The 23,529-nt window shown below is 68.0% G+C and carries 22 protein-coding genes; 3 read left to right on the forward strand and 19 right to left on the reverse strand.

The genetic code is table 11. The features are described from left to right. Positions 1 to 120: 120 nt before the first annotated feature. From ASE34_RS12035 to ASE34_RS12110, 16 genes are all read right to left on the reverse strand, one after another. Complete coding sequence (locus ASE34_RS12035; protein WP_053096749.1) at positions 121 to 420, reverse strand: YggT family protein; 300 nt, start codon at positions 418 to 420, stop codon at positions 121 to 123. 3 nt (positions 421 to 423) lie between these two features. Beyond that, positions 424 to 888, reverse strand: coding sequence for a cell division protein SepF (locus tag ASE34_RS12040; RefSeq protein ID WP_053096751.1), 465 nt, complete (start codon positions 886 to 888; stop codon positions 424 to 426). 43 nt (positions 889 to 931) lie between these two features. After that, positions 932 to 1,636 (reverse strand): YggS family pyridoxal phosphate-dependent enzyme, encoded by a 705-nt coding sequence (locus ASE34_RS12045; protein ID WP_056278955.1) that lies wholly within the window; start codon positions 1,634 to 1,636, stop codon positions 932 to 934. Continuing rightward, positions 1,633 to 2,784 (reverse strand): cell division protein FtsZ, encoded by a 1,152-nt coding sequence (ftsZ, locus tag ASE34_RS12050; RefSeq protein ID WP_056278956.1) that lies wholly within the window; start codon positions 2,782 to 2,784, stop codon positions 1,633 to 1,635. Before ftsZ ends, ASE34_RS12045 begins: the two co-directional genes overlap by 4 nt. Before the next feature lie 175 nt (positions 2,785 to 2,959). Beyond that, positions 2,960 to 3,907, reverse strand: coding sequence for an FtsQ-type POTRA domain-containing protein (locus ASE34_RS12055; protein WP_056278957.1), 948 nt, complete (start codon positions 3,905 to 3,907; stop codon positions 2,960 to 2,962). Positions 3,908 to 3,910: 3 nt separating this feature from the next. Then, entirely contained in the window at positions 3,911 to 5,308 is a 1,398-nt protein-coding gene (gene murC / locus ASE34_RS12060; RefSeq protein WP_053096759.1) for a UDP-N-acetylmuramate--L-alanine ligase, read from the reverse strand. A gap of 64 nt (positions 5,309 to 5,372) precedes the next feature. Further along, positions 5,373 to 6,449 carry a UDP-N-acetylglucosamine--N-acetylmuramyl-(pentapeptide) pyrophosphoryl-undecaprenol N-acetylglucosamine transferase gene (locus ASE34_RS12065; protein WP_056278958.1) on the reverse strand — a complete coding sequence of 359 codons (1,077 nt, stop codon included), beginning with the start codon at positions 6,447 to 6,449 and terminating at the stop codon, positions 5,373 to 5,375. Then, a complete protein-coding gene (ftsW, locus tag ASE34_RS12070; RefSeq protein ID WP_056278959.1) occupies positions 6,446 to 7,684 on the reverse strand; it encodes a putative lipid II flippase FtsW in 1,239 nt (412 codons plus the stop codon). The genes ASE34_RS12065 and ftsW overlap by 4 nt, the downstream gene beginning before the upstream one ends. After that, positions 7,653 to 9,191 carry a UDP-N-acetylmuramoyl-L-alanine--D-glutamate ligase gene (gene murD, locus ASE34_RS12075; RefSeq protein WP_056278960.1) on the reverse strand — a complete coding sequence of 513 codons (1,539 nt, stop codon included), beginning with the start codon at positions 9,189 to 9,191 and terminating at the stop codon, positions 7,653 to 7,655. The genes ftsW and murD overlap by 32 nt, the downstream gene beginning before the upstream one ends. Beyond that, positions 9,181 to 10,293, reverse strand: coding sequence for a phospho-N-acetylmuramoyl-pentapeptide-transferase (mraY, locus tag ASE34_RS12080; RefSeq protein ID WP_053096767.1), 1,113 nt, complete (start codon positions 10,291 to 10,293; stop codon positions 9,181 to 9,183). Before mraY ends, murD begins: the two co-directional genes overlap by 11 nt. Beyond that, positions 10,290 to 11,702, reverse strand: a complete 1,413-nt coding sequence (locus ASE34_RS12085) for a UDP-N-acetylmuramoyl-tripeptide--D-alanyl-D-alanine ligase (RefSeq protein WP_056278961.1) — start codon at positions 11,700 to 11,702, stop codon at positions 10,290 to 10,292. The genes mraY and ASE34_RS12085 overlap by 4 nt, the downstream gene beginning before the upstream one ends. Positions 11,703 to 11,730: 28 nt before the next feature. Next, positions 11,731 to 13,512, reverse strand: a complete 1,782-nt coding sequence (locus ASE34_RS12090; protein ID WP_056278962.1) for a peptidoglycan D,D-transpeptidase FtsI family protein — start codon at positions 13,510 to 13,512, stop codon at positions 11,731 to 11,733. A 39-nt stretch (positions 13,513 to 13,551) separates the two neighbouring features. Continuing rightward, positions 13,552 to 14,127, reverse strand: a complete 576-nt coding sequence (locus tag ASE34_RS12095) for a hypothetical protein (protein ID WP_053096773.1) — start codon at positions 14,125 to 14,127, stop codon at positions 13,552 to 13,554. After that, positions 14,124 to 15,062 (reverse strand): 16S rRNA (cytosine(1402)-N(4))-methyltransferase RsmH, encoded by a 939-nt coding sequence (rsmH, locus tag ASE34_RS12100; protein WP_053096775.1) that lies wholly within the window; start codon positions 15,060 to 15,062, stop codon positions 14,124 to 14,126. Before rsmH ends, ASE34_RS12095 begins: the two co-directional genes overlap by 4 nt. A gap of 117 nt (positions 15,063 to 15,179) precedes the next feature. Continuing rightward, a complete protein-coding gene (mraZ, locus tag ASE34_RS12105; protein ID WP_053096776.1) occupies positions 15,180 to 15,611 on the reverse strand; it encodes a division/cell wall cluster transcriptional repressor MraZ in 432 nt (143 codons plus the stop codon). 279 nt (positions 15,612 to 15,890) lie between these two features. Next, entirely contained in the window at positions 15,891 to 16,262 is a 372-nt protein-coding gene (locus ASE34_RS12110) for a DUF3040 domain-containing protein (RefSeq protein WP_053096778.1), read from the reverse strand. An 86-nt stretch (positions 16,263 to 16,348) separates the two neighbouring features. Between ASE34_RS12110 and ASE34_RS12115 the strand changes: the two genes are divergently transcribed. Further along, positions 16,349 to 17,449 (forward strand): polyprenyl synthetase family protein, encoded by a 1,101-nt coding sequence (locus ASE34_RS12115; RefSeq protein ID WP_056278963.1) that lies wholly within the window; start codon positions 16,349 to 16,351, stop codon positions 17,447 to 17,449. Positions 17,450 to 17,475: 26 nt separating this feature from the next. Here ASE34_RS12115 and ASE34_RS12120 read toward each other — a convergent pair whose 3' ends face one another. Beyond that, positions 17,476 to 17,820: an Rv2175c family DNA-binding protein gene (locus ASE34_RS12120; protein ID WP_332257703.1), complete on the reverse strand. Its 345-nt coding sequence runs from the start codon at positions 17,818 to 17,820 to the stop codon at positions 17,476 to 17,478. 215 nt (positions 17,821 to 18,035) lie between these two features. On the opposite strand from ASE34_RS12120, the gene ASE34_RS12125 reads away from it, so the two are divergent. Together ASE34_RS12125 and pknB are read left to right on the forward strand one after the other, a co-directional pair. Next, positions 18,036 to 19,232 carry a muramidase family protein gene (locus ASE34_RS12125; RefSeq protein WP_056278964.1) on the forward strand — a complete coding sequence of 399 codons (1,197 nt, stop codon included), beginning with the start codon at positions 18,036 to 18,038 and terminating at the stop codon, positions 19,230 to 19,232. A gap of 79 nt (positions 19,233 to 19,311) precedes the next feature. After that, the gene (gene pknB / locus ASE34_RS12130; RefSeq protein ID WP_056278965.1) at positions 19,312 to 21,258 is read left to right on the forward strand and encodes a Stk1 family PASTA domain-containing Ser/Thr kinase; all 1,947 of its coding nucleotides are present in this window, start codon (positions 19,312 to 19,314) and stop codon (positions 21,256 to 21,258) included. Between the two features lie 123 nt (positions 21,259 to 21,381). Here pknB and ASE34_RS12135 read toward each other — a convergent pair whose 3' ends face one another. Then, positions 21,382 to 22,722: a class II 3-deoxy-7-phosphoheptulonate synthase gene (locus ASE34_RS12135; RefSeq protein ID WP_056278966.1), complete on the reverse strand. Its 1,341-nt coding sequence runs from the start codon at positions 22,720 to 22,722 to the stop codon at positions 21,382 to 21,384. Positions 22,723 to 22,759: 37 nt separating this feature from the next. Beyond that, positions 22,760 to 23,458 (reverse strand): lysophospholipid acyltransferase family protein, encoded by a 699-nt coding sequence (locus tag ASE34_RS12140; protein WP_053099163.1) that lies wholly within the window; start codon positions 23,456 to 23,458, stop codon positions 22,760 to 22,762. Positions 23,459 to 23,529: the final 71 nt, after the last annotated feature.

Consider the following 23,529-nt stretch of genomic DNA (forward strand, 5'->3'; position numbering starts at 1 on the left):
TGGAATGGCGTGGTCGAGATTCGGCGCGAACCCGGGGCGCGCACCTGGGAGCCAAGCATAGTCCCCGAGCCTGTCAGTCGCGATCCCGCGACACTCCAGAGCGCCGAAGTCCCAGGGGTCTCAGATGAAGCTTCGGACGACGCTCATCAGGATCAGCACGATCAGGATGGTGATCGAGAAGCCGAAATCCAGGGAGAGCGAGCCGATTCGCAGAGGAGGGATGATCCGCCGGAAGAACCGGACGGGCGGATCGGTCACCGTGTAGACGAGCTCAGCCGCGACGAGTCCGGCGCCCTTCGGTCGCCACTCCCGATTGAACATCGGGATGTAGCTGAGAATGAGTCGGGCGAAGAGCACCAGTAGGTACAGCAGCAGAGCCAGATGTACGATGCTGGCGACGATGGAGACGACGAACCCCACGGTCTACGACTGGTCGAAGCCCGCGGACTCGGCGTCCGCGTGCGCGATTCCCCCGTGACCCGAGACCGCGATGTTCTCCGGCGACAGGAGGAAGACCTTCGACGTGACCCGCTCGATGCGGCCGTACAGGCCGAGCGAGAGTCCGGAGGCGAAATCGATCAGACGGCGGGCGTCTGCGTCGCTCATCTGCGAGAGATTGATGATGACCGGCACACCTTCGCGGAAGCTCTCCGCGATGAGCTGAGCATCGCGATACTGCTTCGGGTGCACGGTGAGGATCTCGTTCACTGCCCCTCCTGCGGGCTGGCGCACGGCGACGGGGCGCCGTAGCGGGGTCACGGGCGCGGGAGCGGGCTCCTCGCGTTCGCGCTCGCGGTGCGAGCGGGCCGGGGTCGGCTCCTCCTCGTAGACCTCTTCCTCGTCAGCGAGGCCGAGATACACCATGGTCTTCTTCAGCGGGTTACCCATCGTGTCCTCCGGTTCGAACGTGTCGGGTTGGTCTGTTCACAGGTTAACCCCGGTCGGGGCGGGGTCCCGTGATTGCGGAGCCGATCCGCAGGTGTGTCGCGCCGGCCTCGATGGCCTCGACGAAATCGCCCGTCATCCCTGCGGACATCCAGGTCGCCGACGGCTCGACGGCGCGCACGCTCTCTGCGATCGAGTGCAGGCGCGCGAACGCGGAAGCGGGTTCCTCATCGAGCGGCGCGACCGCCATCACACCGCGAAGCCGCAGCGAGGGCAGCGTCATGATGTGCTCGGCGAGAGAGGCCGCCTCGGCGGGCGCGACGCCGCCGCGTCCGTGATCATCGGTGAGATTGACCTGCACGAGCACGTCGAGAAGGTCATCCCCGTCGGCCGCCCGATGCAGTGCGTCGGCCAGCCGGTCGCGGTCTACCGAGTGCACGGCATCCGCGCTGCGGCGGATCGCACCGGCCTTATTGGTCTGCGCCTGCCCGATGAAGTGCCACCGGAGGTCGAGGTCCGTCAGCTCGGCGGTCTTCGACGAGAGCTCCTGCTGGCGGTTCTCCCCCACGTCGCGCACACCCAGCGCGTGCAGCTCGCGAACGAGCGACGACGGGTGGAACTTGGTCACGACGATGCGGGAGATCTCCGCCGGGTCCCTGCCGGCCAGGCGCGCGGCGTCGGCGATCCGATGATCGATCGCCGACAGCCGCGCTGCCAGACCGGACCCGGCCTGGCCCTGCGCCTGCGTCACTTCAGGAATTCGGGGATGTCGATGTCGTCGTCCGCGAAAGCAGGCTCGATGCTCGTCGCCGGGACGCGCTGCTGCGGCTTCTCGGGCGCGGGCGCCTCGGCAGCGGGCTTGCTCTCCTCGCCGTTCGAGAGCGCCACCTCGGGCAGCGTGCTGGCCGCGGCGGGCCGCGAGACGACCATGGGGTCGAGGCGCAGCGAAGGCTCACCGCTGTCGAAGCCGGCCGCGATCACGGTGACACGCACCTCGTCGCCGAGCGTGTCGTCGATGACCGTACCGAAGATGATGTTGGCCTCGGGGTGCGCGGCTTCCTTCACGAGATCCGCAGCGTCGTGGATCTCGAAGATGCCGAGGTTCGAACCACCCTGGATCGAGAGCAGGACTCCGTGAGCACCCTCGATGCTGGCCTCGAGGAGCGGCGACTCGACCGCGAGTTCGGCGGCCTTGATGGCACGGTCGGCACCGCGTGCCGATCCGATTCCCATCAGTGCCGAACCGGCGCCCTGCATGACCGACTTGACGTCGGCGAAGTCGAGGTTGATGAGACCGGGAGTCGTGATGAGGTCGGTGATGCCCTGGACACCGGCGAGGAGCACCTGGTCCGCGGTCGCGAAGGCCTCGATCATCGAGATGCCGCGATCGCTGATCTCGAGCAGACGGTCGTTCGGCACCACGATGAGGGTGTCGACTTCTTCCTTCAGCTTCACCACACCGGCTTCAGCCTGGCTCTGACGACGACGGCCTTCGAACGAGAAGGGCTTCGTCACGACGCCGATGGTCAGTGCGCCGATCGACTTCGCGATGCGCGCGACGACGGGGGCTCCACCCGTTCCCGTTCCACCGCCCTCGCCTGCGGTCACGAAGACCATGTCGGCACCGGTGAGCGCCTGCTCGATCTCCTCGGCGTGATCCTCGGCGGCGCGACGGCCGACCTCGGGGTCAGCGCCGGCGCCGAGTCCGCGAGTGAGCTCGCGACCGACATCGAGCTTGACGTCGGCATCGCTCATGAGCAGCGCCTGCGCGTCGGTGTTCACTGCGATGAACTCGACTCCGCGGAGCCCGAGATCGATCATGCGGTTGACGGCGTTGACGCCGCCACCGCCGACGCCGACGACCTTGATCACGGCGAGGTAGTTCTGGTTCTGGCTCATGGCCGGCCTCCGAATAGTCGAGCCTGTCTGGGGTGAGATTCCGCGGGCCGAACCTTAAACCTCAACTAGAGGTGTAAAGTATTTCCCGGTATTGGTTTCTCTTGTTCGAAGGTAAGCGTCACGTCCCCGCGCACACGCAGCGACACGGGCGTGTCGCCCGTTTGCCGTCGAAACCTCAGCCCACGACCACCGCATGCGGCGATGTGACATCGATCGTCGACGCCTCAGGATTGCTGAGCAGCGTCTTCGTGAGCACTTCGCTCTTCATCGGGGAGTCATCCGAGCTGCCCCAGACGACCGTCAGCCCGCTGCTGAGCGTCAACGTCACGTCATCAGCTGTCGTGGCCTGCACTCCGGTCAGCAGCGCGCGCAGATCAGCGGGGACCGAGCGCACCACGAGACCCGCACTCTCGAACGCGACCGAGTCGGTGCCGCCGTCGATGTCGAGCACCGGCTGTCCCGCCGGCTGATCGGAGGTCGTCGCCAGCGCGACGCCCGCGGCGTCGACGAGCGTATAGCCCGCATCCGAGCGGATCACGCCGACCGGCGTGCGCTCGACGATCCGCACCGTGAGATCGTGCGGCGGCTTCGCCTCGAGCGCATAGGTCTCGATCAGCGGGAATCCCAGCAGCGCGGCCTTGACCTCGCTCGAGTCGACCAGCGCCAAGGGGGTGCCCACCTGCTCGCCGAGGGCGGCCTCCACCGCCGCGGCATCCAGCGTCGTCGCGCCCACGACCGTGATCTTCTCCACGGCGAACAGCGGGCTGTACGCCGCGGCGGTGGTGCCACCGATCAGCAGGACGACAGCACCGACCGCGCTCAGCCAGATGATGCGACGCCGTCGGGAGCGCTGCGTGAACCGTCGGATCTCGGCCCGCAGCGCCTTGCGTCTCGCTCGCGCCGCCCGCCAGACGTCCCGCGTCGATGTCGGCCGCACCCCGGCATCCCCGTCGATGTCCGCACGGACGTCGGAGTCGAGGCCGACCGCCGCGGCCTGCGGACCTGTGCGTTCGTCCTGCTCGACGTCCCGCGCGCGCCCTCGCGTCGCCGGACCCTCCCGTCGCCTGGGCGTGTCCTCCGCGGTGCCCGCGGGAGGCGTGGGAAGCGGAGGCGGACGACGCATGCGTCAGACCTCGGTGGTCCGCAGAGACTCGAGCACCTGCGGGATGATCTGGTAGACGTTGCCGCAGCCGAGCGTGACGACGAAATCGCCGTCGCGAGCGACGGATGCCGTGTAATCGGCTGCCTGCTGCCAGTCGGCGACGAAGTGGACGTGCGACGGGTCGTGGAACGCCCCGCTCACGAGCTCTCCCGTGACGCCCGGGACCGGATCCTCGCGAGCACCGTAGACGTCGAGCACGACCGTGTGGTCTGCATACGTCTCCAGCACGTCCGCGAACTCGCGGAACATGTGCTGCGTTCGCGAGTAGGTGTGGGGCTGCTGGATCGCGATGATCCTGCCCGTGCCGGCGATCGATCGCATCGCCTCGAGAGCCGCCCGCACCTCGGTCGGGTGGTGGGAGTAGTCGTCGTAGACGGTGACGCCGCGCTCGACGCCGTGCTGCTCGAGGCGGCGGACCGTGCCGGCGAAGCCCTCGACGGCCTTGGCGGACTCGGTCAGGCCGAAACCCACCGAGAGGAGGACCGCGATGGCGCCTGCCGCGTTGATGGCGTTGTGCACGCCGGGCACGGCGAGCTGGAGGCGCACGCTCTCGGCTCCGGAGCTGACGGTGGCCGAGACGGGCCCGGCCGCCACGATGTCGGTCACCCTGACATCGGCATCCTCCGCCTGCCCGAACGTCACGACGTTCGGGTGCGAGAGCCCCGCTCCCACTCGCAGGGCGCCGGCGTCGTCGCTGGAGATCACGACCGCCTCCGTGGCCGCGTCGGCGAACCGCACGAACGCGTCGTGGAACGCGTCGTCGGACCCGTAGTGGTCGAGGTGATCGGGGTCGACATTGGTGATCAGCGCGACAGCCGTGTCGTAGAGCAGGAACGTGCCGTCGGACTCATCCGCCTCGATCACGAAGAGCTCACCCGATCCGGTGGCGCTCGAGACGCCAAGCTGCTCGATCACGCCGCCGTTGACGAAGTTCGGGTCGGCTCCGAGCTGCTGCAGCGCGGTCACGATCATGCCCGTCGACGTCGTCTTGCCGTGCGCGCCGGCCACGGAGACCAGTCGACGCGATCCGATCAGCCAGTGCAAGGCCTGCGAGCGGTGGATCACGTGCAGCCCGCGCTGCTTCGCCGTGACGAACTCGGGGTTCTCCGGCCAGATCGCTCCGGTGTGGACGACCGTGTCGGCATCGCCGAGATGCGCCGCGTCGTGCCCGACGTGCACATCCGCTCCGGCGGCCGCGAGTGCGCGCAGGTTGTCGCTGTCGGCTCGATCGCTTCCCGAGACGCGGATCCCCGCGTCGAGGAACATCTTGGCGAGGCCGCTCATGCCGGATCCGCCGATGCCGATGAAGTGCGCGGAGGAGATCGACTCGGGGATCGGGAGGGAGAGGTCAGGTCTGATCATGTCGGTTTCAGTCTACTTTTCGGTGAGGACGATTCGGCGTCGAGGAGCCGTGTCGACGGTGAGATCAGGAGGACCGGAGGGCGCGATCCACGAGTGCGACGACGTTCTCCGTGCCGGTGCGGGTGCCCACCTGCTCGGCGGCGGACTGCATGGCCGTGAGCTGCTGCGAATCGTTCATGACGGGGATCACGAGGCGGCGCACCGCGTCGCCGTCGAAGGTGGCGTCGTCGAGAAGACGAGCGGCCCCGGCTGCCACGGCGGACGCCGCGTTCAGCCGCTGCTCCCCGTTGCCGACGGAGTACGGCACGTACAGCGCGGGGATCCCCAGGGCGCTGATCTCGCTCACGGTGGCTGCGCCGGAACGGGAGACGATGAGGTCGGCGAGCGCGAAGGCGAGGTCCATCCGGTCGACGTATCGGCGCATGGTGTATCCCGGCACCTCGGGGTCGGCCAGATCACTGCGTTCGCCCGTGACGTGCAGCAACTGCCAGTCGGCGGCCAGGATGTCGCCCCAGGAGTCTGCGATGGCCTCGTTCAGCCTCTGGGCACCCAGCGACCCGCCGAAGACGAGAAGAACCGGGCGCGCCGGGTCGAGCCCGAAGTGCGCGGCGGCCTCATCGCGAGAGGCCGCACGGTCGAGCTCGATGACCTCTCGACGCAGCGGCATGCCGACCACCTCGCCGCCGCGCAGAGGGGTTCCGGCGAATGCGACTCCCGTGGCGGCGGCACGTCGAGCACCCAGCACGTTCGCGAGGCCCGGCTTCGCGTTGGCCTCGTGCACGACGAACGGCACGCGCTCGCGGCCTGCTGCCACGTAGGCCGGGGCGGAGGCATAGCCGCCGAAGCCCACGACGACGTCGACGCGGTGAGCGCGGATGTGATCGCGCACCTGGGCGACGGCGCGGCGGAACCTGGCGGGGAACAAAGCTGCCTGCTTGTCGGGCCGCCGCGGGAACGGCACCTTGTCGACGATGAGGAGTTCATACCCTCGAGCCGGCACGAGTCGGGACTCGAGTCCCTCGGCCGTTCCGAGCACCAGGATCGAGGCATCGGCGTCCCTGGCGCGCAGCGCATCGGCGACGGCGAGCAGGGGGTTGACGTGACCGGCGGTTCCACCGCCGGCGAGAAGGTACGTGGTCACCGTGTGACCTTACCCCGCCCTGCTGAAGGAGTCCGTGCCACCGAACGACCCTCGGCGACGGGGATGGTGCGCGCGAACGACAGCAGCACTCCGCACGCGATGAGGACGGCGAGGAGAGCCGTTCCTCCCTGCGACATGAACGGCAGCGGCACTCCCATGACGGGGAACAGTCCGATCACGACGCCGATGTTGAACACGGCCTGACCGGTGATCCAGACGGTGATCCCGCCGGCCGCGACCCGGATGAACGGATCGGCGGTCTTGCGGATGATGTGGAAGGCACCGATGGTGAACAGCGTGAAGAGGGCCAGCACGACGATGCAGCCGATCAGGCCGAGCTCTTCGCCGACGATGGCGAAGATGAAGTCGTTGCCGGCGGCGGGCAGCCAGCCGTACTTCTCCTGCGAGTTGCCGAGACCCACGCCGAAGATTCCTCCCGACGCCATTCCCCAGATCCCGTGGATCGACTGGTAGCAGTCGCCGGTGTACGCCGACATGTCGGAGCACGTCGCCGTGATGCGACGCATGCGGTCAGGGCTCGTGACGGCCAGCGCGATGACGGCGACGACGCCGAGCAGCACCGGCAGGATGAACAGCCGGAGCTTCACCCCCGAGAAGAAGAGGCAGCCGAGCAGGATGATGACCAGCACCATCGCGGTGCCGAGGTCCTTGCCTGCGATCACCGTCCCGATCGCCAGGGCTCCCACGGGCACCACGGGGATGAAGACCTGATGCCAGGTGCCGAGCATGGTCTGCTTGCGCATCAGGACGTAGCCGATCCACAGCGCGAGGGCGAGCTTGAGGAACTCCGACGGCTGCAGGGTGAACCCGGCGATCATGATCCAGTTGCGGTTTCCGCCGTCCTCGATGCCGAGCGGGGTGAAGACCAGCAGCTGGAGCGCGATGGATCCGAACAGTGCCGGCCACGCCATGCGCTTGAGGAACGTGATCGGGAGTCGGGAGATCAGGAACATCAGCGGCACGCCGAGCACGGCGAAGATGCCCTGCCGAAGCGCGCCGTCCATCGGATTCTCACCCTTCGAGACCGCGGTCGCGCTCGTCGCCGAGAGCACCATCACGAGGCCGAAGATCGTCAGCATCAGCGCCGCCGATGCGATCATCAGGAACTCGGTCGACACGGGGGTGAAACGACGCCCGAGCGACACTCTCGCCGCGAGACCGCGGGAGCCGGTGCTGCCGGGATCAGAGCGCGGGGGGCGTTCGACCTGCGTCATCGGTGCTCCCCCGGTCTATCCAGTCCCGCACCGCTTCGGCGAAGCGGTGTCCTCGATCCGCGTAACCGGAGAACTGATCGAAGGACGCGGCGGCGGGGGCCAGCAGGACTGTTCCCTCGCCATCGACGATTCCCGCGGCGATCTCCACGACGCGATTCATGACCTGACCAGTCTCGCCAGCATCCACCTCGAACACCGGAACCCCCGGCGCGTGTCGCTCGAATGCGGCGACGACGGCTGAGCGCTGGACTCCGATGACGACCGCCGCCCGGGCGGTGGTCCCGGCCGTGGCGACCAGCTCGCCGATGTCGACGCCCTTCAGGTCGCCGCCGACCACCCAGACCGCACCAGGGTATGCGCGGAGCGATGACGCGGCAGCGTGGGGGTTGGTGGCCTTGGAGTCGTCGACCCAGGTGATGCCGCGATGGCGGGCGATGACCTGGATCCGATGCTCGTCGAGACGGAACGACTGCAGAGCCGAGTGGATGGCGCGCGGCTCGACGCCCAGAGAGCGAGCGAGCGCACTCGCCGCCAGGATGTTCTGCACGATGTGCGGGGCGGCCAGGCCGGCTTCTCGCAGGTCGGCGACGGTCGTGAGCTCGAGTGCGCTGCTGGCCCGGTCGTCCAAGAACGCACGATCGACGAGCAGCCCCTCCACCACGCCGACATCGCTGGGGCCGGGGATGCCGAGATCGAATCCGATCGCGCGGGCACCCTCGACCACCTCGGCGTCCTCGACCATGAGCCTGGTCGCCTCGTCGGCCTTGTTGTAGACGCAGGCGACTCTCGTGTTGCGGTACACCAGGGCCTTCGCATCGCGGTACGCCTGCGCACTGCCGTGCCACACCAGGTGGTCGTCCGCGAGGTTCAGGCACACCGAGGCGTGCGGATACAGCTCGCCTTCGGTCTCGGAGAGTCCGAGGTACCAGAGCTGGTGGCTGGAGAGCTCGACGACGAGCACGTCGAAACCGGCGGGGTCGCGGACCGCGTCGAGAACGGGCACGCCGATGTTGCCGCACGGCGCCGCACGCAGACCTCCCTCGACGAGGAGCGACGCGGTCAGCTGCGTCGTCGTCGTCTTGCCGTTGGTGCCCGTGATGAGCACCCAGTCGGCCGGGGAGCCGTCGGCGCGGGTCACCTTGTCGCGCAGACGCCAGGCGAGTTCGACATCGCCCCAGAGCGCGATGCCGGCATCTTGCGCCCAGCGGATCACGGTGTGCGAGGGAGGGAATCCTGGCGAGGCGATGATGACCTCCGGCGCGAACTCGGTCAGAGCTTCAGGGACCCGGTCCAGCGTTCCCAGCTCCAGACGAGCACCGATCACGGGCAGGAGCTTGGCATACTCCTCCTCCGCCGACTCGGTCAACACCAGGACGTCCGCACCGAGTTCGGTGAGCGTGTCCGCCACCGAGAAGCCGGTCATGGACAGCCCGAGAACGGCGACGCGCAGGCCCGACCAGTCGGCGTTCCAGCTCGTCAGAGTCGCGAGCCTCTCGTCAGTCGACACGAGTCAGCCACTCCACGTAGAAGAGTCCGACTGCTGAGATCGCGAGCAGGCCCGCGATGATCCACATGCGGACCACGATCGTGACCTCGGACCATCCGCGCATCTCGAGATGATGGTGGAACGGACTCATCAGGAAGAGTCGCTTTCCGCGCGTGATCTTGAAGTAGGCGCGCTGCAGGATCACCGATCCGGAGGCCAGGACGAAGACGCCGGCGATCACGAACAGCAGCAGCTCGGTGCGGGTGAGGATCGCCATCGCGGTGATGACGCCTCCGATCGCCATCGAGCCGACATCGCCCATGAAGACCTTCGCCTTGGGAGCGTTCCACCACAGGAAGCCGATCAGGCTCGAGGCGAAGGAGGCCGCGATGATCGCCAGGCTGAACGGGTCGCGGACCTCGTAGCATCCGCCGAGCGCGGCGGTCTCGACACCCTCGCCCACGCACGACTGCTTGAACTGCCAGAACGCGATGAGGCTGTACGCCCCCACGACGATGACCCCGGCGCCGGCTGCGAGACCGTCGAGCCCGTCGGTGAGGTTGACGCTGTTCGAGGTCGCGACGCCGATGATCGAGATCCACAGCAGATAGAGCGCCCAGCCGAGGATCGCGGTGAACGCGAACAGGTTCAACCACGGGATGTCGCGGAAGAGCGAGATCGAGCCGGATGCCGGAGTCTGATCGAAGGCGTTCGGGAAGTTCAGCGCGACGATGCCGAACGGGATCATCACGACGAGCTGCCCGATGATCTTGCGCCACCCCGAGAGCCCGAGGCTGCGCTGACTGCGCACCTTCATGTAGTCGTCGATGAAGCCCACTGCGCCGAAACCGACCATGAGCCAGATCACGAGAAGCGCGGACAGCGCGGGAGTCCCGCCTCCGACGTACGTGGCCGTGAAGTAGCCGACCATCGTGCCGACGATGAAGATGACGCCGCCCATGGTCGGCGTGCCGCGTTTGGCTTCGTGGTTCGGGTTCTCGATGGCCTCCGGGGTGCGGATGACCTGGCCCCAGCCCCACTTCCGGAAGAGCCGGAGGAAGACGGGAGTAAGAAAAAGAGTGAAGGCGAGCGATATGGCCGCCGCCATGATGAGAGATCTCACGAGAACAATTCTCCCAGACGATCGCCGAGGTGCCGGAGCCCTACGGAATTGGAGGACTTCACGAGCACCCGGTCGCCGTCGCGGAGTTCGGAGCGCAGGTACTCGAACGCGGCATCCTGGTCAGCGAAGAACACGGCCTCGCTGTCCCAGGACCCTTCGCCGATCGCGGAGATGAAGAGGCGGCGGGCCTCGGGGCCGACCACGACGATGCGCTGGATGTTCAGACGCACGGCGAGCAGACCGATCCGGTCGTGCTCCTCGCCCGCGGTCTCGCCGAGCTCGCTCATGGCGCCGAGCACGGCGACCGTCCGCTCGCCGGGACCGGTGATCTGCGCGAGAGTCCGCAGGGCTGCGGCCATCGAGTCCGGGCTGGCGTTGTAGGCGTCGTTGATGATGCGCACGCGGTCGCTGCCCATGGGCTGCATACGCCAGCGCTCCGCGATCTCGACCGTCTCGAGACGGTCGATCGCGTCGGCCGTCGACACCCCGAGAACGCCCGCGGCGGCGATGGCCGCCAGGGCGTTGCCGACGTGGTGGGCGCCGAGCACCTGCAGGCGGAGCGGAAGACGCTCCCCCGCCGCTTGGATGACACACGAGGTGCCGGATGCCGTGACCTCGAGGTCGTGCGCCTGGACATCGGCCGCGTCGCTCTGACCGAAGCCGACGACCCGCATCCCGCGGGACGTCGCGAGCGCGCCCATCGCCGCGACGCGTGAGTCGTCGACGTTGAGCACCGCCGTTCCCGTGGGCCTCGCGGCGGCGACGAGCTCGGACTTGGCCTTGGCCGTCGCCTCGATACCGCCGAAGCCGCCCGCGTGCGCCATGCCGACCATCAGCACCACAGCGACGTCCGGCTCGACGAGTCCGGCGAGGCGGGCGATGCTGCCGGGCCCGTCGGCTCCGAACTCGCTGACGAGGAACCGCGTGCCGTGCGTGATGCGCAGCATGGTGACGGGCGCGCCCACCTCGTTGTTGTACGAGTTGATGGGGGCGATCGTCTCGCCTTCGTCGGAGAGGATGCGGGCGAGGAAGTTCTTCGTCGTCGTCTTGCCGTTCGACCCCGTGATCCCGACGATCTTGAGGTCTCCGGCTGCGCGAACGCGGGCGACGACCTCGCGGGCGAGATCGGCGAGGGCGACGATGACGTCAGGGACGACGATCTGGGTGATCTCCTCGTCGACCGGGTGCTCGACGATCGCGAGCGCTGCCCCCGCAGCGAGCGCAGCGCCGACGAACCGGTGTCCGTCCGTCTCCGCGCCCGGCTTCGCGACGAACACGGAGCCGGGGGCCATGGTGCGCGAGTCCGTGTCCACGACACCGTCGATGACGGTGTCGGCGGTGGCAGAACCGGCGAGGCGGAGATCACCCCCGAGGACGGCGGCGATCTCAGCAAGCGACAGGGCGATCATGACGTCTCCAGGCGCGGCGGGGCGCCGTCTATTCGAACTTCGGAAGCAGTGCGTCCATCGGGCTGGAGGACGGCATCACGCGGTAGGTCTTCATGGTCTGGGTCATCGCCTTCTGGAAGGCAGAAGCGGTAGCAGCAGACGATGTAACTCTAGTCGGCTCGTCGAGAGTCACCACCACGACGTACTGCGGATCGTCGACCGGCGCGAAGCCCACCATGCTCGTGTAGTAGACGCCCGACTTGTAGCCGCCCTTGCCGTCCGGGATCTGCGCGGTACCCGTCTTGCTGGTCACCCGGTAGCCGGGAACCTGGATGCGGTCGGCGTTGCCGCCCTGGACGGCCACGTTCTCGAGCATCCGCGTGAGGTCGGCCGCGGTCTGGGGCTTGATGATCTGCTCGGACTCGGGAGCACCCGGCGTGACCACCGTGCCGTCAGCGGCCGTGCAGGACTCGATCAGCGAGAGACCGATCTTCTCGCCGCCGTTGGCGATCGCCTGGTAGGCGCCGGCGAGCTGCGGCGCCGTGACCGTGAAGTACTGACCGAACGTGGTGGTGTAGAGCGACTGGTTGTCCCACTCGCTCGTGGGGTGGATCTCCCCCGAGGTCTCACTGGGGAAGCCGATCGTCGTCTCGCCGACGCCGAAGCGCTCGAGGTAGTCGTGACGGACATCCGGGCTCACCATCGTGCCGAACTTCGACAGCGCGACGTTCGATGAATCGATGAGCGCGCCGGCGAGGGTGTACTGGAAGGTCGGGTGCACGAACGCGTCGTTGATCACGGCGCCGTTGTCGAACTTCTCGTGCGAGGAGGCCGACACCGTGGGACTCGTCATCGTCACACCGCCGTTCTCCATCACCGCAGCGGCCGTCACGGCCTTGAACGTCGATCCCGGTTCGAACGGGTAGGTGAAGAGCTTGCTCACCCACGTCTCGGGCGCTGAGGCGTCGAGATCGTTCGGGTCCATGGTCGGCCATTCGGCCGCGGCGCGGATCTTTCCGGTGCCCACCTCGACGACGGTGACGGTGCCGCCCTTGGCGCCCTGGGCCTGCGCCTCTTCGGCGATCATCTGCTGCATGTACCACTGCAGGTCGCTGTTGATCGTGAGCTGCACGGTGCCGCCGTCGACCGCGTCCACCCTGCTCTCACTGCCGGGGATGACGACCGAGTTCTTGCCGGTGCGGTACGACTCCTCGCCGTCCGTGGGGGCGAGGCACTTCTCGTCCATCTTCTCGATGCCGGCCTGCGCAGTGCCGGTCCCGTCGAGGTATCCGAGCAGGTTTCCCGCCACGGCGCCGTTCGGGTAGACCCTGACCTCGCGCGGCTTCATCACGAGATACGAGCCGACCTTGAGGTCGCGCAGCTCGATGTACTTCTCGGTGCTGAGGCCCTTGACCAGCGGCAGGTACTGCGAATCGGGGTTCTCGGCGAGGGCAGCGGCGACATCGGCACGCAGCTCGTCCGCATCCAGCCCCATGATCTCGGCGATGCGCGTCGACGCCTCAGCCCAGGGCAGTGGCGGCGGGTTCTTCTCGTCCTCCTCCAGGAGGCGGATGACCTGGGGGCTGAGCTGCGCGTCGTAGACCATGACGCTCTCGGCCAGCACGGATCCGTCGCTGTCGACCACCGAGCCGCGTTCACCGGGAATCGCGGTGCGGTGCGCGATGAACTCGAGCGACTGTGCGACGTGCTCGTCGGCCTTCACCACCTGGATGTCGACGAGCCGCACGACGAAGGCGGCCAGGATCGCCAGGATCACCGCGAGAGCGACGACCGTGCGTCGCCGGGGTGTCCGGGTGGCTCGTGTCGTCATGGACTCTCTCCGTCAGGTCTCGATGGTGGGTGTGGTCGTCTAGCGAGTGCTGGGGCTCGGGAGTCCGTCGGTGATCGCCGGCGGAAGCTCCTGCGCAGAGTGCCCGGCCGCTCCGTCGGGCGCGGGGTCGTCTGCCGTGGAGGCGTTCACCGGCACGTCGTTCAGCAGGGAGTTGCTCACCGCACCGGCGCCGTTCGGATCGATGGTCGACGAGCCGGTCGCGCCGGTTCCCTGGCCGAAGACGGCTCCATCGCTCAGGCGGAGGTAGGACGGGGCCCCTGCCACGACCATGCCCAGGGATGCGGCACTGGCGGCGAGCGACTGGGGCGAGCTCATCCCGGTGAGATCCTCCTGCAGGGCGTTCGTCCGCAGATCCAGTTCGTGCTGCTGCGACGTGAGCCCTGCCAGCACGAAGGAGTCCTGGGTGATCGCCAGCGAGAGGCCGATCTGCACGCCTCCGATGGCCATGGCTCCTGCGAGCGCCACCAGCGCGTAGGCGAGCTTCGGCTTGCGGCGGACGGGGGTTCCCGTCACCGGCTCGAGACGCCGACGCGGTGCGCGTTCGGGTGCCTCGGGGAGCGCCCTCGGCCTCGGCGCTGCGACGTTCAGACTCATGAGCTCTCACGCACTTTCTCTGCGGCACGCAGTCGGACGGGGATGGCGCGGGGGTTGCGAGCCCGTTCGGCGTCGTCGGCGAGCTCCGCACCCTTGGTGATGATGCGGAACCGCGGCGCGTGCTCCGGCAGCTCGACGGGGAGTCCCCGCGGTGCGGTGGAGGCTGCACCGGCGGCGAAGGCCTGCTTCACGAGTCGGTCCTCGAGAGACTGGTATGACATCACCACGATGCGTCCGCCGACCGCGAGCGCATCCATGGCTGCGGGAATCGCATCCGCGAGTACGTTGAGCTCGGTGTTCACTTCGATCCGCAGAGCCTGGAAGACGCGCTTGGCCGGGTGCCCGGCCCGCTGAGCAGCTGCGGGCGTCGCCGCCTGGAGGATCTCGACGAGTTCGCCGGAACGCGTGATCGGCTTCTTCTCGCGTGCGGCGATGATGAAGCGCGCATAGCGTCCCGCGAGCTTCTCCTCGCCATAGCGCTCGAAGATGCGACGCAGGTTGCCTTCGGTGTAGGTCGCGATCACCTCGGCGGCCGTCACGCCCTTCGTCTGATCCATCCGCATGTCCAGCGGCGCATCCTTCGAGTAGGCGAAGCCGCGTTCGGCTTCATCGAGCTGCAGGGACGAGACGCCCAGGTCGAAGAGGATGCCCGATGCGCCCTGAGCGTGCAGTCCGATCTCGTCATAGACCGTGTGCACCAGCGTGACCCGGTCACGGAAACGAGCGAGACGCTCCCCCGCGATGCGCAGAGCGTCGGTGTCCCGATCGAGGCCGACGAGGCGGATGTTCGGGAACCGCTCGAGCAGCGCTTCGGAGTGACCGCCCATGCCGAGGGTGGCATCGACGAGCACCGCTCCGTCCGCCTGCAGCGCAGGGGCGAGAAGCTCGACGCAGCGTTCGAGGAGTACGGGGGTGTGGATGTCGCGGAGGTTCATGATCTTTCTCGGGTGATCTCTGTATCTCGGTGACCAGGGCCCTGATCCCCCTCCGCTTCACGACCCGGCACCGGGGAAGTGTGTCGGGGCAGGAGCGGCGGGGCATCACAGCCGTGGTCAGAAGAGGCCCGGAATCACCTCCTGCTCGAGATCTGCGTAGGTTTCCTCGCCTGCTGCGAGGTAGGTGTTCCAGCTCTCCGCATCCCAGATCTCGGCGTGGGCGCCGACTCCGGTGACGATGAGCTCCTTCTGCAGCCCCGCGTATTGACGGAGGTGCACGGGGATGGTGATGCGGTTCTGACTGTCGGGCATCTCCGCACTCGCACCGGAGAGGAACAGGCGCATGAAGTCACGCGCCTGCTTGTTCGCGAGCGGCGCCTGGCGGATCCGCTCGTGCATCGTCTCGAACTCGGCCGTGCTGAAGACGTAGAGGCAGCGTTCCTGCCCTCGGGTGACGACGATGCCGCCACCGAGGTCCTCGCGGAACTTCGCAGGAAGGATGACCCGTCCTTTGTCGTCCAACTTCGGAGAATGCGTTCCCAGCAACATCAGCCATCACCCCCTCTCCGTCCGGCCAACTCGAGGTGCGCCCCACTTTACTCCACTTTCCTCCACAAACCTACGGTCAATCCCTGTACAGACCGCTCCTGTGAGTGCGTGTACGACAAAGAGCCGCGGATTTCCGCGGCTCAAGGGCAGTGGAGGACGGTGGAGCGCGAGTGGAGGACGGAGCCCGGCATCACGACGCAGACCCGGGCCGGCATACGGGCCCGAACGCACGAAGGCCCGGATGCTCAGAGCATCCGGGCCTTCGTGAAGGTGTGTGGGTCAGTTGCCGTCTTGGCGGCGGTCCCATCGATCGTTCATGCGATCCATGAAGGACGCTGAGCTCTGCTGCTTCGCCGCGCGTTCGCGGGGTGCAGCGGAGAGGGGCTTGCGGACGGGGGTCACAGCGATCATGACGCCGCCGAGCATGGCGGCGAATCCGATCACTCCGACCACGACTCCCCAGACGTCCCCGAGGACGACTCCGACGATCAGCCCGCCCACACCGGCGAGGAGCAGAAGGGCTCCGTACACGAGGTTGCGATAGCTGAGAGCGCGGTCACCAGACGGCGCAGTAACGACATCGGCGTCGTTGTGGAGGAGATGGCGTTCCATCTCGTCGAGCAGACGCTGCTCCTGTTCGGAGAGTGGCATTTCGTCCCCCTCGGGTATTCGTCCGTCCATTCTACGCGCGGTATGCCGCTGCGGGCTAGCTTCAAGGGCCTCCGTTGGCTTTACGTATGCTGGGAGTCGTGCCGTCCCCCTCATTTGTCTCCGACGCCGTCGCCGCACGCCTGCGCCTCTTCCTCGACCGGATGCGAGGCGAGTCGGCCGAATACGGCCCGGATGCCGAAGGCCTGATCGACTCGGCAGCCGACACCCTCGTGGGTGGCAAGCGCCTGCGGGCCCGTTTCTGCCACGCGGGATGGCAGTCGGTCGCACGTTTCCGCGACCGCGACGCCGAAGAATCGACGGGCCTCTGGGACGTCTGCGCGGCTCTGGAGATCTTCCAGTCGGCCGCACTGGTGCACGACGACCTGATCGACAACTCCGACACGAGGCGGGGGCGTCCGGCGGCCCACCGCGCGCTCGAAGGCGCGCACGTCGCAGCCGGATGGCGAGGCGACCCCGCCGCCTTCGGCCGCTCGTCGGCGATCCTGCTCGGTGACCTGCTGGTGGCCTGGAGCGACGACCTCCTCGAGGATGCGATCGAGCCGCTCCCCCATGCCTCGGCGGTCCGCCGCGAATACGGACGGATGCGCCGGGACGTCACCGTGGGCCAATTCCTCGACATCGCGGAGGAGTCCGCCTGGAGCGTCCACGCCACGGACTCGCACGTCGAGCGTGCGCTTCGCGTCGTCTCCCTCAAATCCGCGAGGTACAGCATCGAGCAGCCCCTCGTGCTCGGTGCAGCGATCGCGGATGCCGACGAGGACCAGCTTCTGGCGCTTCGCGAGTTCGGCCATCCGGTCGGGATGGCCTTCCAGCTGCGCGACGACCTGCTCGGCGTCTACGGCGACGCCGCCGTGACCGGCAAGCCTGCCGGTGACGACCTGCGCGAGGGCAAGCGCACCGTGCTGGTCGCTCTGACGAGGCAGACTCTCGACGCGTCCGCTCGCACCCTGTTCGATGAGATGCTGGGCGATCCCGACCTCACCAGCGAGCAGGTCGCATTCCTCCAGGCGACGATCACGGCCTCCGGCGCCAGGGAGCGCGTGGAGCGGATGATCGACGACTATGCGCGGGAAGCAGATCGCGCTCTCTCCGGAGCGCGGCTCGACACCACCGCTGTCGGAGACCTGCGCGACCTCGCACGCGCTGCGACGGTGCGCTCGGCCTGAGCGCGAACCGCTTCAGAGAGCTCGGTTCAGGCGAGGGTGCGGGCGACCCTGCGGACAGCACTCTTGTGTCCGGCCAGGAGCGCATCGATCGGCGAGCGACCCAGTTCCTCCTCGGGAGCGAGGAGCCAGTCGATGACCTCGTCGTCCGAGAAGCCCGCATCCTGAAGCACGATGATCGTGCCGCGCAGCGAGGGCAGCGGGTGGTTGTCGACGATGAACACCGACGGAACCGCGAACACGCCGGAGCGGCGCGAGCCGACGAGGTAGTGCTCGTCGATGAGCCTGCGCACACGTCCCAGGGCCTCGTCGAGGACCTCCACGAGGTCGGGCATCGTGAGCCACTCGGTGGCGGTGACGCCGGCGGCGCTCACAGCGTTCGCGGACGCAGCCTCGGGCTGCGAGGTTTCAGACGGGTTGCTTTCAGACGGCACAGACACGTTGCAACTATCTCACCTCTGAGCGCCGATCGCACTTTCCGCATCGGGGCTTCGGTTCACATCGGCACCATCCGCACCATCCGTCACTCCTGTTGACATCCGTTTACATCCGTGTCAGCGTGGGCGGACGCCGAACAAGGGGGATCCCCGTGAGAACGCCTGCCGTCGCGCGACGAACGCGCACTCTTCAGCTCGGGGTGCCCGCCGCCCTCTTGGGCACGCTGTCTGCGGGGATCGCTGCCACCCCCGCATCCGCCGACGCGGTCTCGTCTCCGATCGAACGACTGCAGGCGACGCCGACGCGGATCGCGCCGACCGAGGCGCCTCCTGCCGTGTACACGGTGCGGCCGGGCGACACGATCTCGTCGATCGCGAACCGGTTCGGTCTGCGCACCGTCGAGGTCCTCGCTTGGAACGGACTCAGTTGGCGTTCGGTGATCTACCCGGGGCAGACGCTGTCGTTGGCAGGAGCGAGTGCCCCCTCGCCGGCCCCGGCCCCGGTTCAGGCGGCACCGACGGCGACGCACACCGTCGTCGCCGGCGAGACCGTGTTCGGCATCGCGCAGAAGCACGGGACGAGCGTCGACGCTGTTCTCGCCGCGAACGGCCTCGACCGGTCGTCCGTGATCTACCCCGGCCAGCAGCTCGCGCTCAGCGGCGCGTCAGCTCCGTCGGCCGCACCACCGGCATCCCCCGCGCAGACAGCCGCCCCCGTTCCGACCGCGACCGGTGGCCAGGCGCACGCTGTCGCCGCAGGAGACACCCTGTTCGCCATCGCGAAGAAGTACGGCACGACCGTCGCGCAGCTCCTCGCGCTGAACGGCCTGGGTTCCGGAGCCATCATCTACCCCGGCCAGTCGCTGACCGTCGCGCCGGCGCCGGCTCCGGCTCCGACGCCCGCCCCGGCGGCGGCCACGCCCCCTCCCCAGCTGTTCGCGAACCTCGACGCCGAACAGGCCGCGAACGCCTCGCTCATCATCCGCGTCGGACGCGAGCTCGGCGCGCCCGACCGCGCCATCGCGATCGCTCTCGCCACCGCCATGGTCGAATCCAGCATGCGCAATCTGTCGTGGGGTGACCGCGACTCCCTCGGCCTCTTCCAGCAGCGCCCCAGCATGGGCTGGGGTTCGCCCGAGCAGGCGGTCGACGCCGACCGGAGCACCCGCGTCTTCTTCGGCGGCTCGTCGGATCCGAACGGGCAGGCCTCGCGGGGGCTCTTCGACATCTCAGGCTGGGAGAGCATGTCGTTCACGGATGCCGCGCAGGCCGTCCAGATCTCGGCGTACCCCGATCGTTACGGCCAGTGGGAGACGCAGGCCCACCAGTGGCTCGGTGTCCACGGGTGACGCGCTTCCGGGCAAACCCGCAGGTGCAAGGGGCGAGCCGCTCCCGGGGCTTTCAGGCAGTTCTCCATAGAATCTTGACGTGACGACCAATCAGCAGGCCGACCCCCTCATCGGGCGGCTTGTCGACGGTCGGTACCGCGTGCGCGCCCGAATCGCCCGTGGAGGCATGGCGACCGTCTATGTCGCCACCGATCTCCGCCTCGAGCGGCGCATCGCTCTGAAGGTCATGCACGCGCACCTGAGCGACGACTCCGCCTTCCAGAGCCGGTTCATCCAAGAGGCACGTGCTGCCGCGCGGCTGGCCGATCCCCACGTCGTCAACGTGTTCGACCAGGGCCAGGACGGCGAACTCGCATACCTGGTGATGGAGTACCTTCCCGGCATCACGCTGCGCGAACTGCTGCGCGAGCAGAAGCGGCTCACGATCCCGCAGACGATCACCATCATGGATGCCGTCCTCGCCGGCCTCTCCGCAGCGCACCGCGCCGGGATCGTGCACCGTGACGTGAAGCCCGAGAACGTGCTGCTGGCCGAAGACGGACGCATCAAGATCGGCGACTTCGGTCTCGCCCGTGCGACCACCGCGAACACGGCCACCGGACAGCAGCTGCTCGGAACCATCGCCTATCTCGCACCCGAGCTCGTCACTCGCGGCACTGCCGACGCCAGAAGCGACATCTACGCGCTGGGCATCATGCTGTACGAGATGCTCGTCGGCGAACAGCCGTACAAGGGCGAGCAGCCCATGCAGATCGCCTTCCAGCACGCCACCGAGTCCGTGCCGCGCCCGAGCGTGCGCAATCCCGGCGTGCCGGAGGAGCTCGACGAACTCGTGCTCTGGGCCACGGAGAAATCGCCGGATGAGCGTCCCGACGATGCGCAGCAGATGCTGGAGCGACTGCGCGAGATCGAGCGCGGGCTCGGGATCGCACCCGCCGTCGCCGCTGCGACGACGTCGCAGCGCTCGCAGGCCGACTCCGCGGACCTCACCAAGGTCATGCCGAGCACGATGGTCATCGCCGACCCGACCGCCCCGGTCACGGCTGCCGTCGACAACGCGACGCTCCTGCGTCGCCGCTCATCACGACGTCGCGCGCGCGGAGCGTTCCTTCTGACGCTGGTGCTGCTTCTCGCGACCGTCGCCGGTGGTGTCGGCTGGTGGTTCGGGTCCGGTCCTGGTTCGCTCGTCGCCGTCCCGGAGGTGGCCGGTCTGTCGTACGACGACGCCGCATCGGCGTTGACTGCAGAGGGCTTCGTGCCGGTGCGCGGCGAGGAGAGCTCCATCGACATCGCCGCCGGTGAGACGATCCGTACGGACCCCGGCGAGGGCGAACGCCTCGACAAGGGCACCGAGATCACCGTCTTCGTGTCCTCGGGTCCGGCGTCGCACACGGTGGAGACCCTCAACGGCAAGACCGAGCAGGAAGCTCGCGACTACCTCGCGGACATCAGGATCAACGTCACAGAGACCTCCCTGCAGCTCTTCTCCGACGCCGAGACGGGGCGCGTGATCAACGCCTTCGTGACGCCTCGCGACGGCGGCGAGGTCTATGCGTGCGCCGAGGGCTGCGAGCTGCGCGAGGACGACACGGTCGAGCTGTACGTCTCCGCCGGCGCGTTCCCCGATGTCGCGGGAATGAGCGTCGATCAGGCGACGAACACGCTGCGCGACAAGGGCGTCGAGGTCAACCCGGACTCGCAGTTCGTCTTCAGCGACTCGATCGCGAAGGATGTCGTCATCGGCGTCACCGACCGCGCCGAAGAGGGCAATCGGCGCCCCGGCGATACTGTTCAGCTGATCGTCTCGAAAGGACCCGAACTGTTCCCCGTGCCCGAGGTCGAGGGGATGAGCCGCGACGAGGCCGCCCAGGTGATCCGGAATGCCGGTTTCGAACCGACCTGGAACGGCATCTGGAACGCGTTCCCCAACGACTTCACCGAGGTCAGCGGGTCCGATCCGGGTGCCGGCGCGCAGCGCCCGAAGGGCACCGAGATCACCCTCCAGATCCGCAGCAGCGCGTTCTAGGAGGCGGGCGGTCCCCGCGCTTATCGCCCGCGGCCGCACGCCGGCCGCCCGTCGCCGCCGCCGCCACACAGAAAGGGTCCTCTCCGACTACGGAGAGGACCCTTTCTGTCTGATGGATCGTGGTCAGCGCTTCTCGAGCTCTTCGGCCACGAGGAAGGCGAGCTCGAGCGACTGCATGTGGTTGAGACGCGGGTCGCACAGGCTCTCGTAGCGGGTCGCGAGGGCGGCCTCGTCGATGTGCTCGGATCCGCCCAGACACTCGGTGACGTCGTCACCGGTGAGCTCGACGTGGATGCCGCCGGGGAACGTGCCCACGGCCCGGTGTGCCTCGAAGAAGCCGCGGACCTCGTCGACGACATCATCGAAGCGACGCGTCTTGTACCCCGTGGGCGTCGTGATGCCGTTGCCGTGCATGGGGTCGGTGACCCACAGCGGCTGCGCGCCCGAGTCGCGGACGGCCTCGAGCAGCGGCGGCAGCGCGTCGCGGATCTTGCCCGCGCCCATGCGCGTGATGAACGTCAGACGGCCCGGCTCGCGGTCGGGGTCGAGCTTGTCGATCAGCGCGAGCGCCGTCTCGGGTGACGTGGTCGGACCGAGCTTCACGCCGATGGGGTTGCGGATCTTCGAGAAGTAGTCGACGTGCGCACCGTCGAGTTCACGCGTGCGCTCCCCGATCCACAGGAAGTGCGCCGAGGTGTTGAACGGCGTGTCCGTACGGGAGTCGATGCGGGTCATCGGGCGCTCGTAGTCCATCAGCAGGCCCTCGTGCCCGGTGAAGAACTCGACGCGGGTGAGCTCGTCGAAGTCGGCGCCGGCCGCCTCCATGAACTTGATGGCCCGGTCGATCTCGGCCGCCATGCGCTCGTAGCGCTGGTTCGCCGGGTTCTGCGCGAAGCCCTTGTTCCACGAGTGCACCTCGCGCAGATCGGCGAAGCCACCCTGCGTGAACGCGCGGATGAGGTTCAGCGTCGACGCGGCCGTGTGGTATCCCTGCAGCAGGCGGCCGGGATCGGCGCGGCGGGACGCCTCGGTGAAGTCGTAGCCGTTCACGATGTCGCCGCGGTAGGCGGGAAGCGTGACATCGCCACGGGTCTCGGTGTCGCTCGACCGCGGCTTGGCGAACTGCCCGGCCATGCGACCCATCTTCACCACGGGCATCGATGCGCCGTACGTCAGCACCACGGCCATCTGCAGGACCGTCTTGATCCTGTTGCGGATCTGGTCGGCGGTGGCACCCGCAAAGGTCTCTGCGCAGTCGCCGCCCTGCAGCAGGAACGCCTTGCCGGACGCTGCTCGCGCAAGACGATCGCGGAGGTTGTCGACCTCGCCGGCGAACACCAGGGGCGGGAGCGTCGAGATCTGCGTGGAGACCTCGGAGACACGCTCTGCGTCGAGCCACTGAGGCTGCTGTTTGATCGGGAGCGAGCGCCACGCATCAAGCGCGTCGATGTGGTGCTGGAGCATGTGTCCAGCCTAGTGCTCGTGACGAAGCCGGGATGCCTCAGGAGCGCTGTGTGACGCGGGCCGGGAGCCGGTCCTTCACGGTCGACGCGTACACGTCGTCGTACTGCTGTTCACCCAGTCGCTGGAGGGCGACCATGATCTCGTCAGTGACCGAGCGGAGGATGTAGCGATCGTTCTCCATGCCCGCGTAGCGGGAGAAGTCCAGGGGCTCTCCGATGACGATCCCGACCCGCACCACGCGCGGCAGGCGCTGCCCGATGGGCATCGCGGTGTCGGTGTCGACCATGATCACCGGGATCACCGGGACCTTCGCCTCCATCGCCATCCGGGCGATGCCCGTGCGGCCACGGTAGAGCCGGCCGTCGGGGCTCCGCGTGCCCTCCGGATAGATGCCGAGCAGGTCGCCGCGTCCGAGGACCTGCAGGCCGGTGTTGAGAGAGGCTTCGGACGCCTTGCCGCCGGAGCGGTCGATCGGGATCTGCCCCGTCGCCTTCATGAAGAACTTGGTTGCCCAGCCCTTGATCCCGCGCCCGGTGAAGTAGTCGCTCTTGGCGAGGAACGACATCGGTCGGTCGATCATCAGCGGCAGGAAGATGGAATCGGCGAAGGAGAGGTGGTTGCTGGCGAGGATCGCCGCGCCGTTCGCCGGGATGTTCGCGCGCCCGACCACCCATGGTCGGAATATCGCTTTGACCACGGGACCGATCGCCACGTACTTCATCAGCCAGTAGAACATCGAGGTGAAGTCTAGCGTCGTGCTCGGCATCCGCCACAGCCGCGGTCTCGCGAGACCCGATCGGCGACTGA

The sequence above is a fragment of the Microbacterium sp. Root280D1 genome, from assembly GCF_001428975.1.
Taxonomy (GTDB): domain Bacteria; phylum Actinomycetota; class Actinomycetes; order Actinomycetales; family Microbacteriaceae; genus Microbacterium.

Bases quoted from the DNA above. Each gene is read 5' to 3' on its own strand.
- ASE34_RS12040 (WP_053096751.1), bottom strand. From the start codon at position 888: ATGGGTAACCCGCTGAAGAAGACCATGGTGTATCTCGGCCTCGCTGAC.
- ftsZ (WP_056278956.1), bottom strand. From the start codon at position 2,784: ATGAGCCAGAACCAGAACTACCTCGCCGTGATCAAGGTCGTCGGCGTC.
- ASE34_RS12055 (WP_056278957.1), bottom strand. From the start codon at position 3,907: ATGCGTCGTCCGCCTCCGCTTCCCACGCCTCCCGCGGGCACCGCGGAG.
- murC (WP_053096759.1), bottom strand. From the start codon at position 5,308: ATGATCAGACCTGACCTCTCCCTCCCGATCCCCGAGTCGATCTCCTCC.
- ftsW (WP_056278959.1), bottom strand. From the start codon at position 7,684: ATGACGCAGGTCGAACGCCCCCCGCGCTCTGATCCCGGCAGCACCGGC.
- ASE34_RS12085 (WP_056278961.1), bottom strand. From the start codon at position 11,702: ATGATCGCCCTGTCGCTTGCTGAGATCGCCGCCGTCCTCGGGGGTGAT.
- ASE34_RS12090 (WP_056278962.1), bottom strand. From the start codon at position 13,512: ATGACGACACGAGCCACCCGGACACCCCGGCGACGCACGGTCGTCGCT.
- ASE34_RS12095 (WP_053096773.1), bottom strand. From the start codon at position 14,127: ATGAGTCTGAACGTCGCAGCGCCGAGGCCGAGGGCGCTCCCCGAGGCA.
- rsmH (WP_053096775.1), bottom strand. From the start codon at position 15,062: ATGAACCTCCGCGACATCCACACCCCCGTACTCCTCGAACGCTGCGTC.
- mraZ (WP_053096776.1), bottom strand. From the start codon at position 15,611: ATGTTGCTGGGAACGCATTCTCCGAAGTTGGACGACAAAGGACGGGTC.
- ASE34_RS12110 (WP_053096778.1), bottom strand. From the start codon at position 16,262: ATGCCACTCTCCGAACAGGAGCAGCGTCTGCTCGACGAGATGGAACGC.
- ASE34_RS12115 (WP_056278963.1), top strand. From the start codon at position 16,349: ATGCTGGGAGTCGTGCCGTCCCCCTCATTTGTCTCCGACGCCGTCGCC.
- ASE34_RS12135 (WP_056278966.1), bottom strand. From the start codon at position 22,722: ATGCTCCAGCACCACATCGACGCGCTTGATGCGTGGCGCTCGCTCCCG.
- ASE34_RS12140 (WP_053099163.1), bottom strand. From the start codon at position 23,458: ATGTTCTACTGGCTGATGAAGTACGTGGCGATCGGTCCCGTGGTCAAA.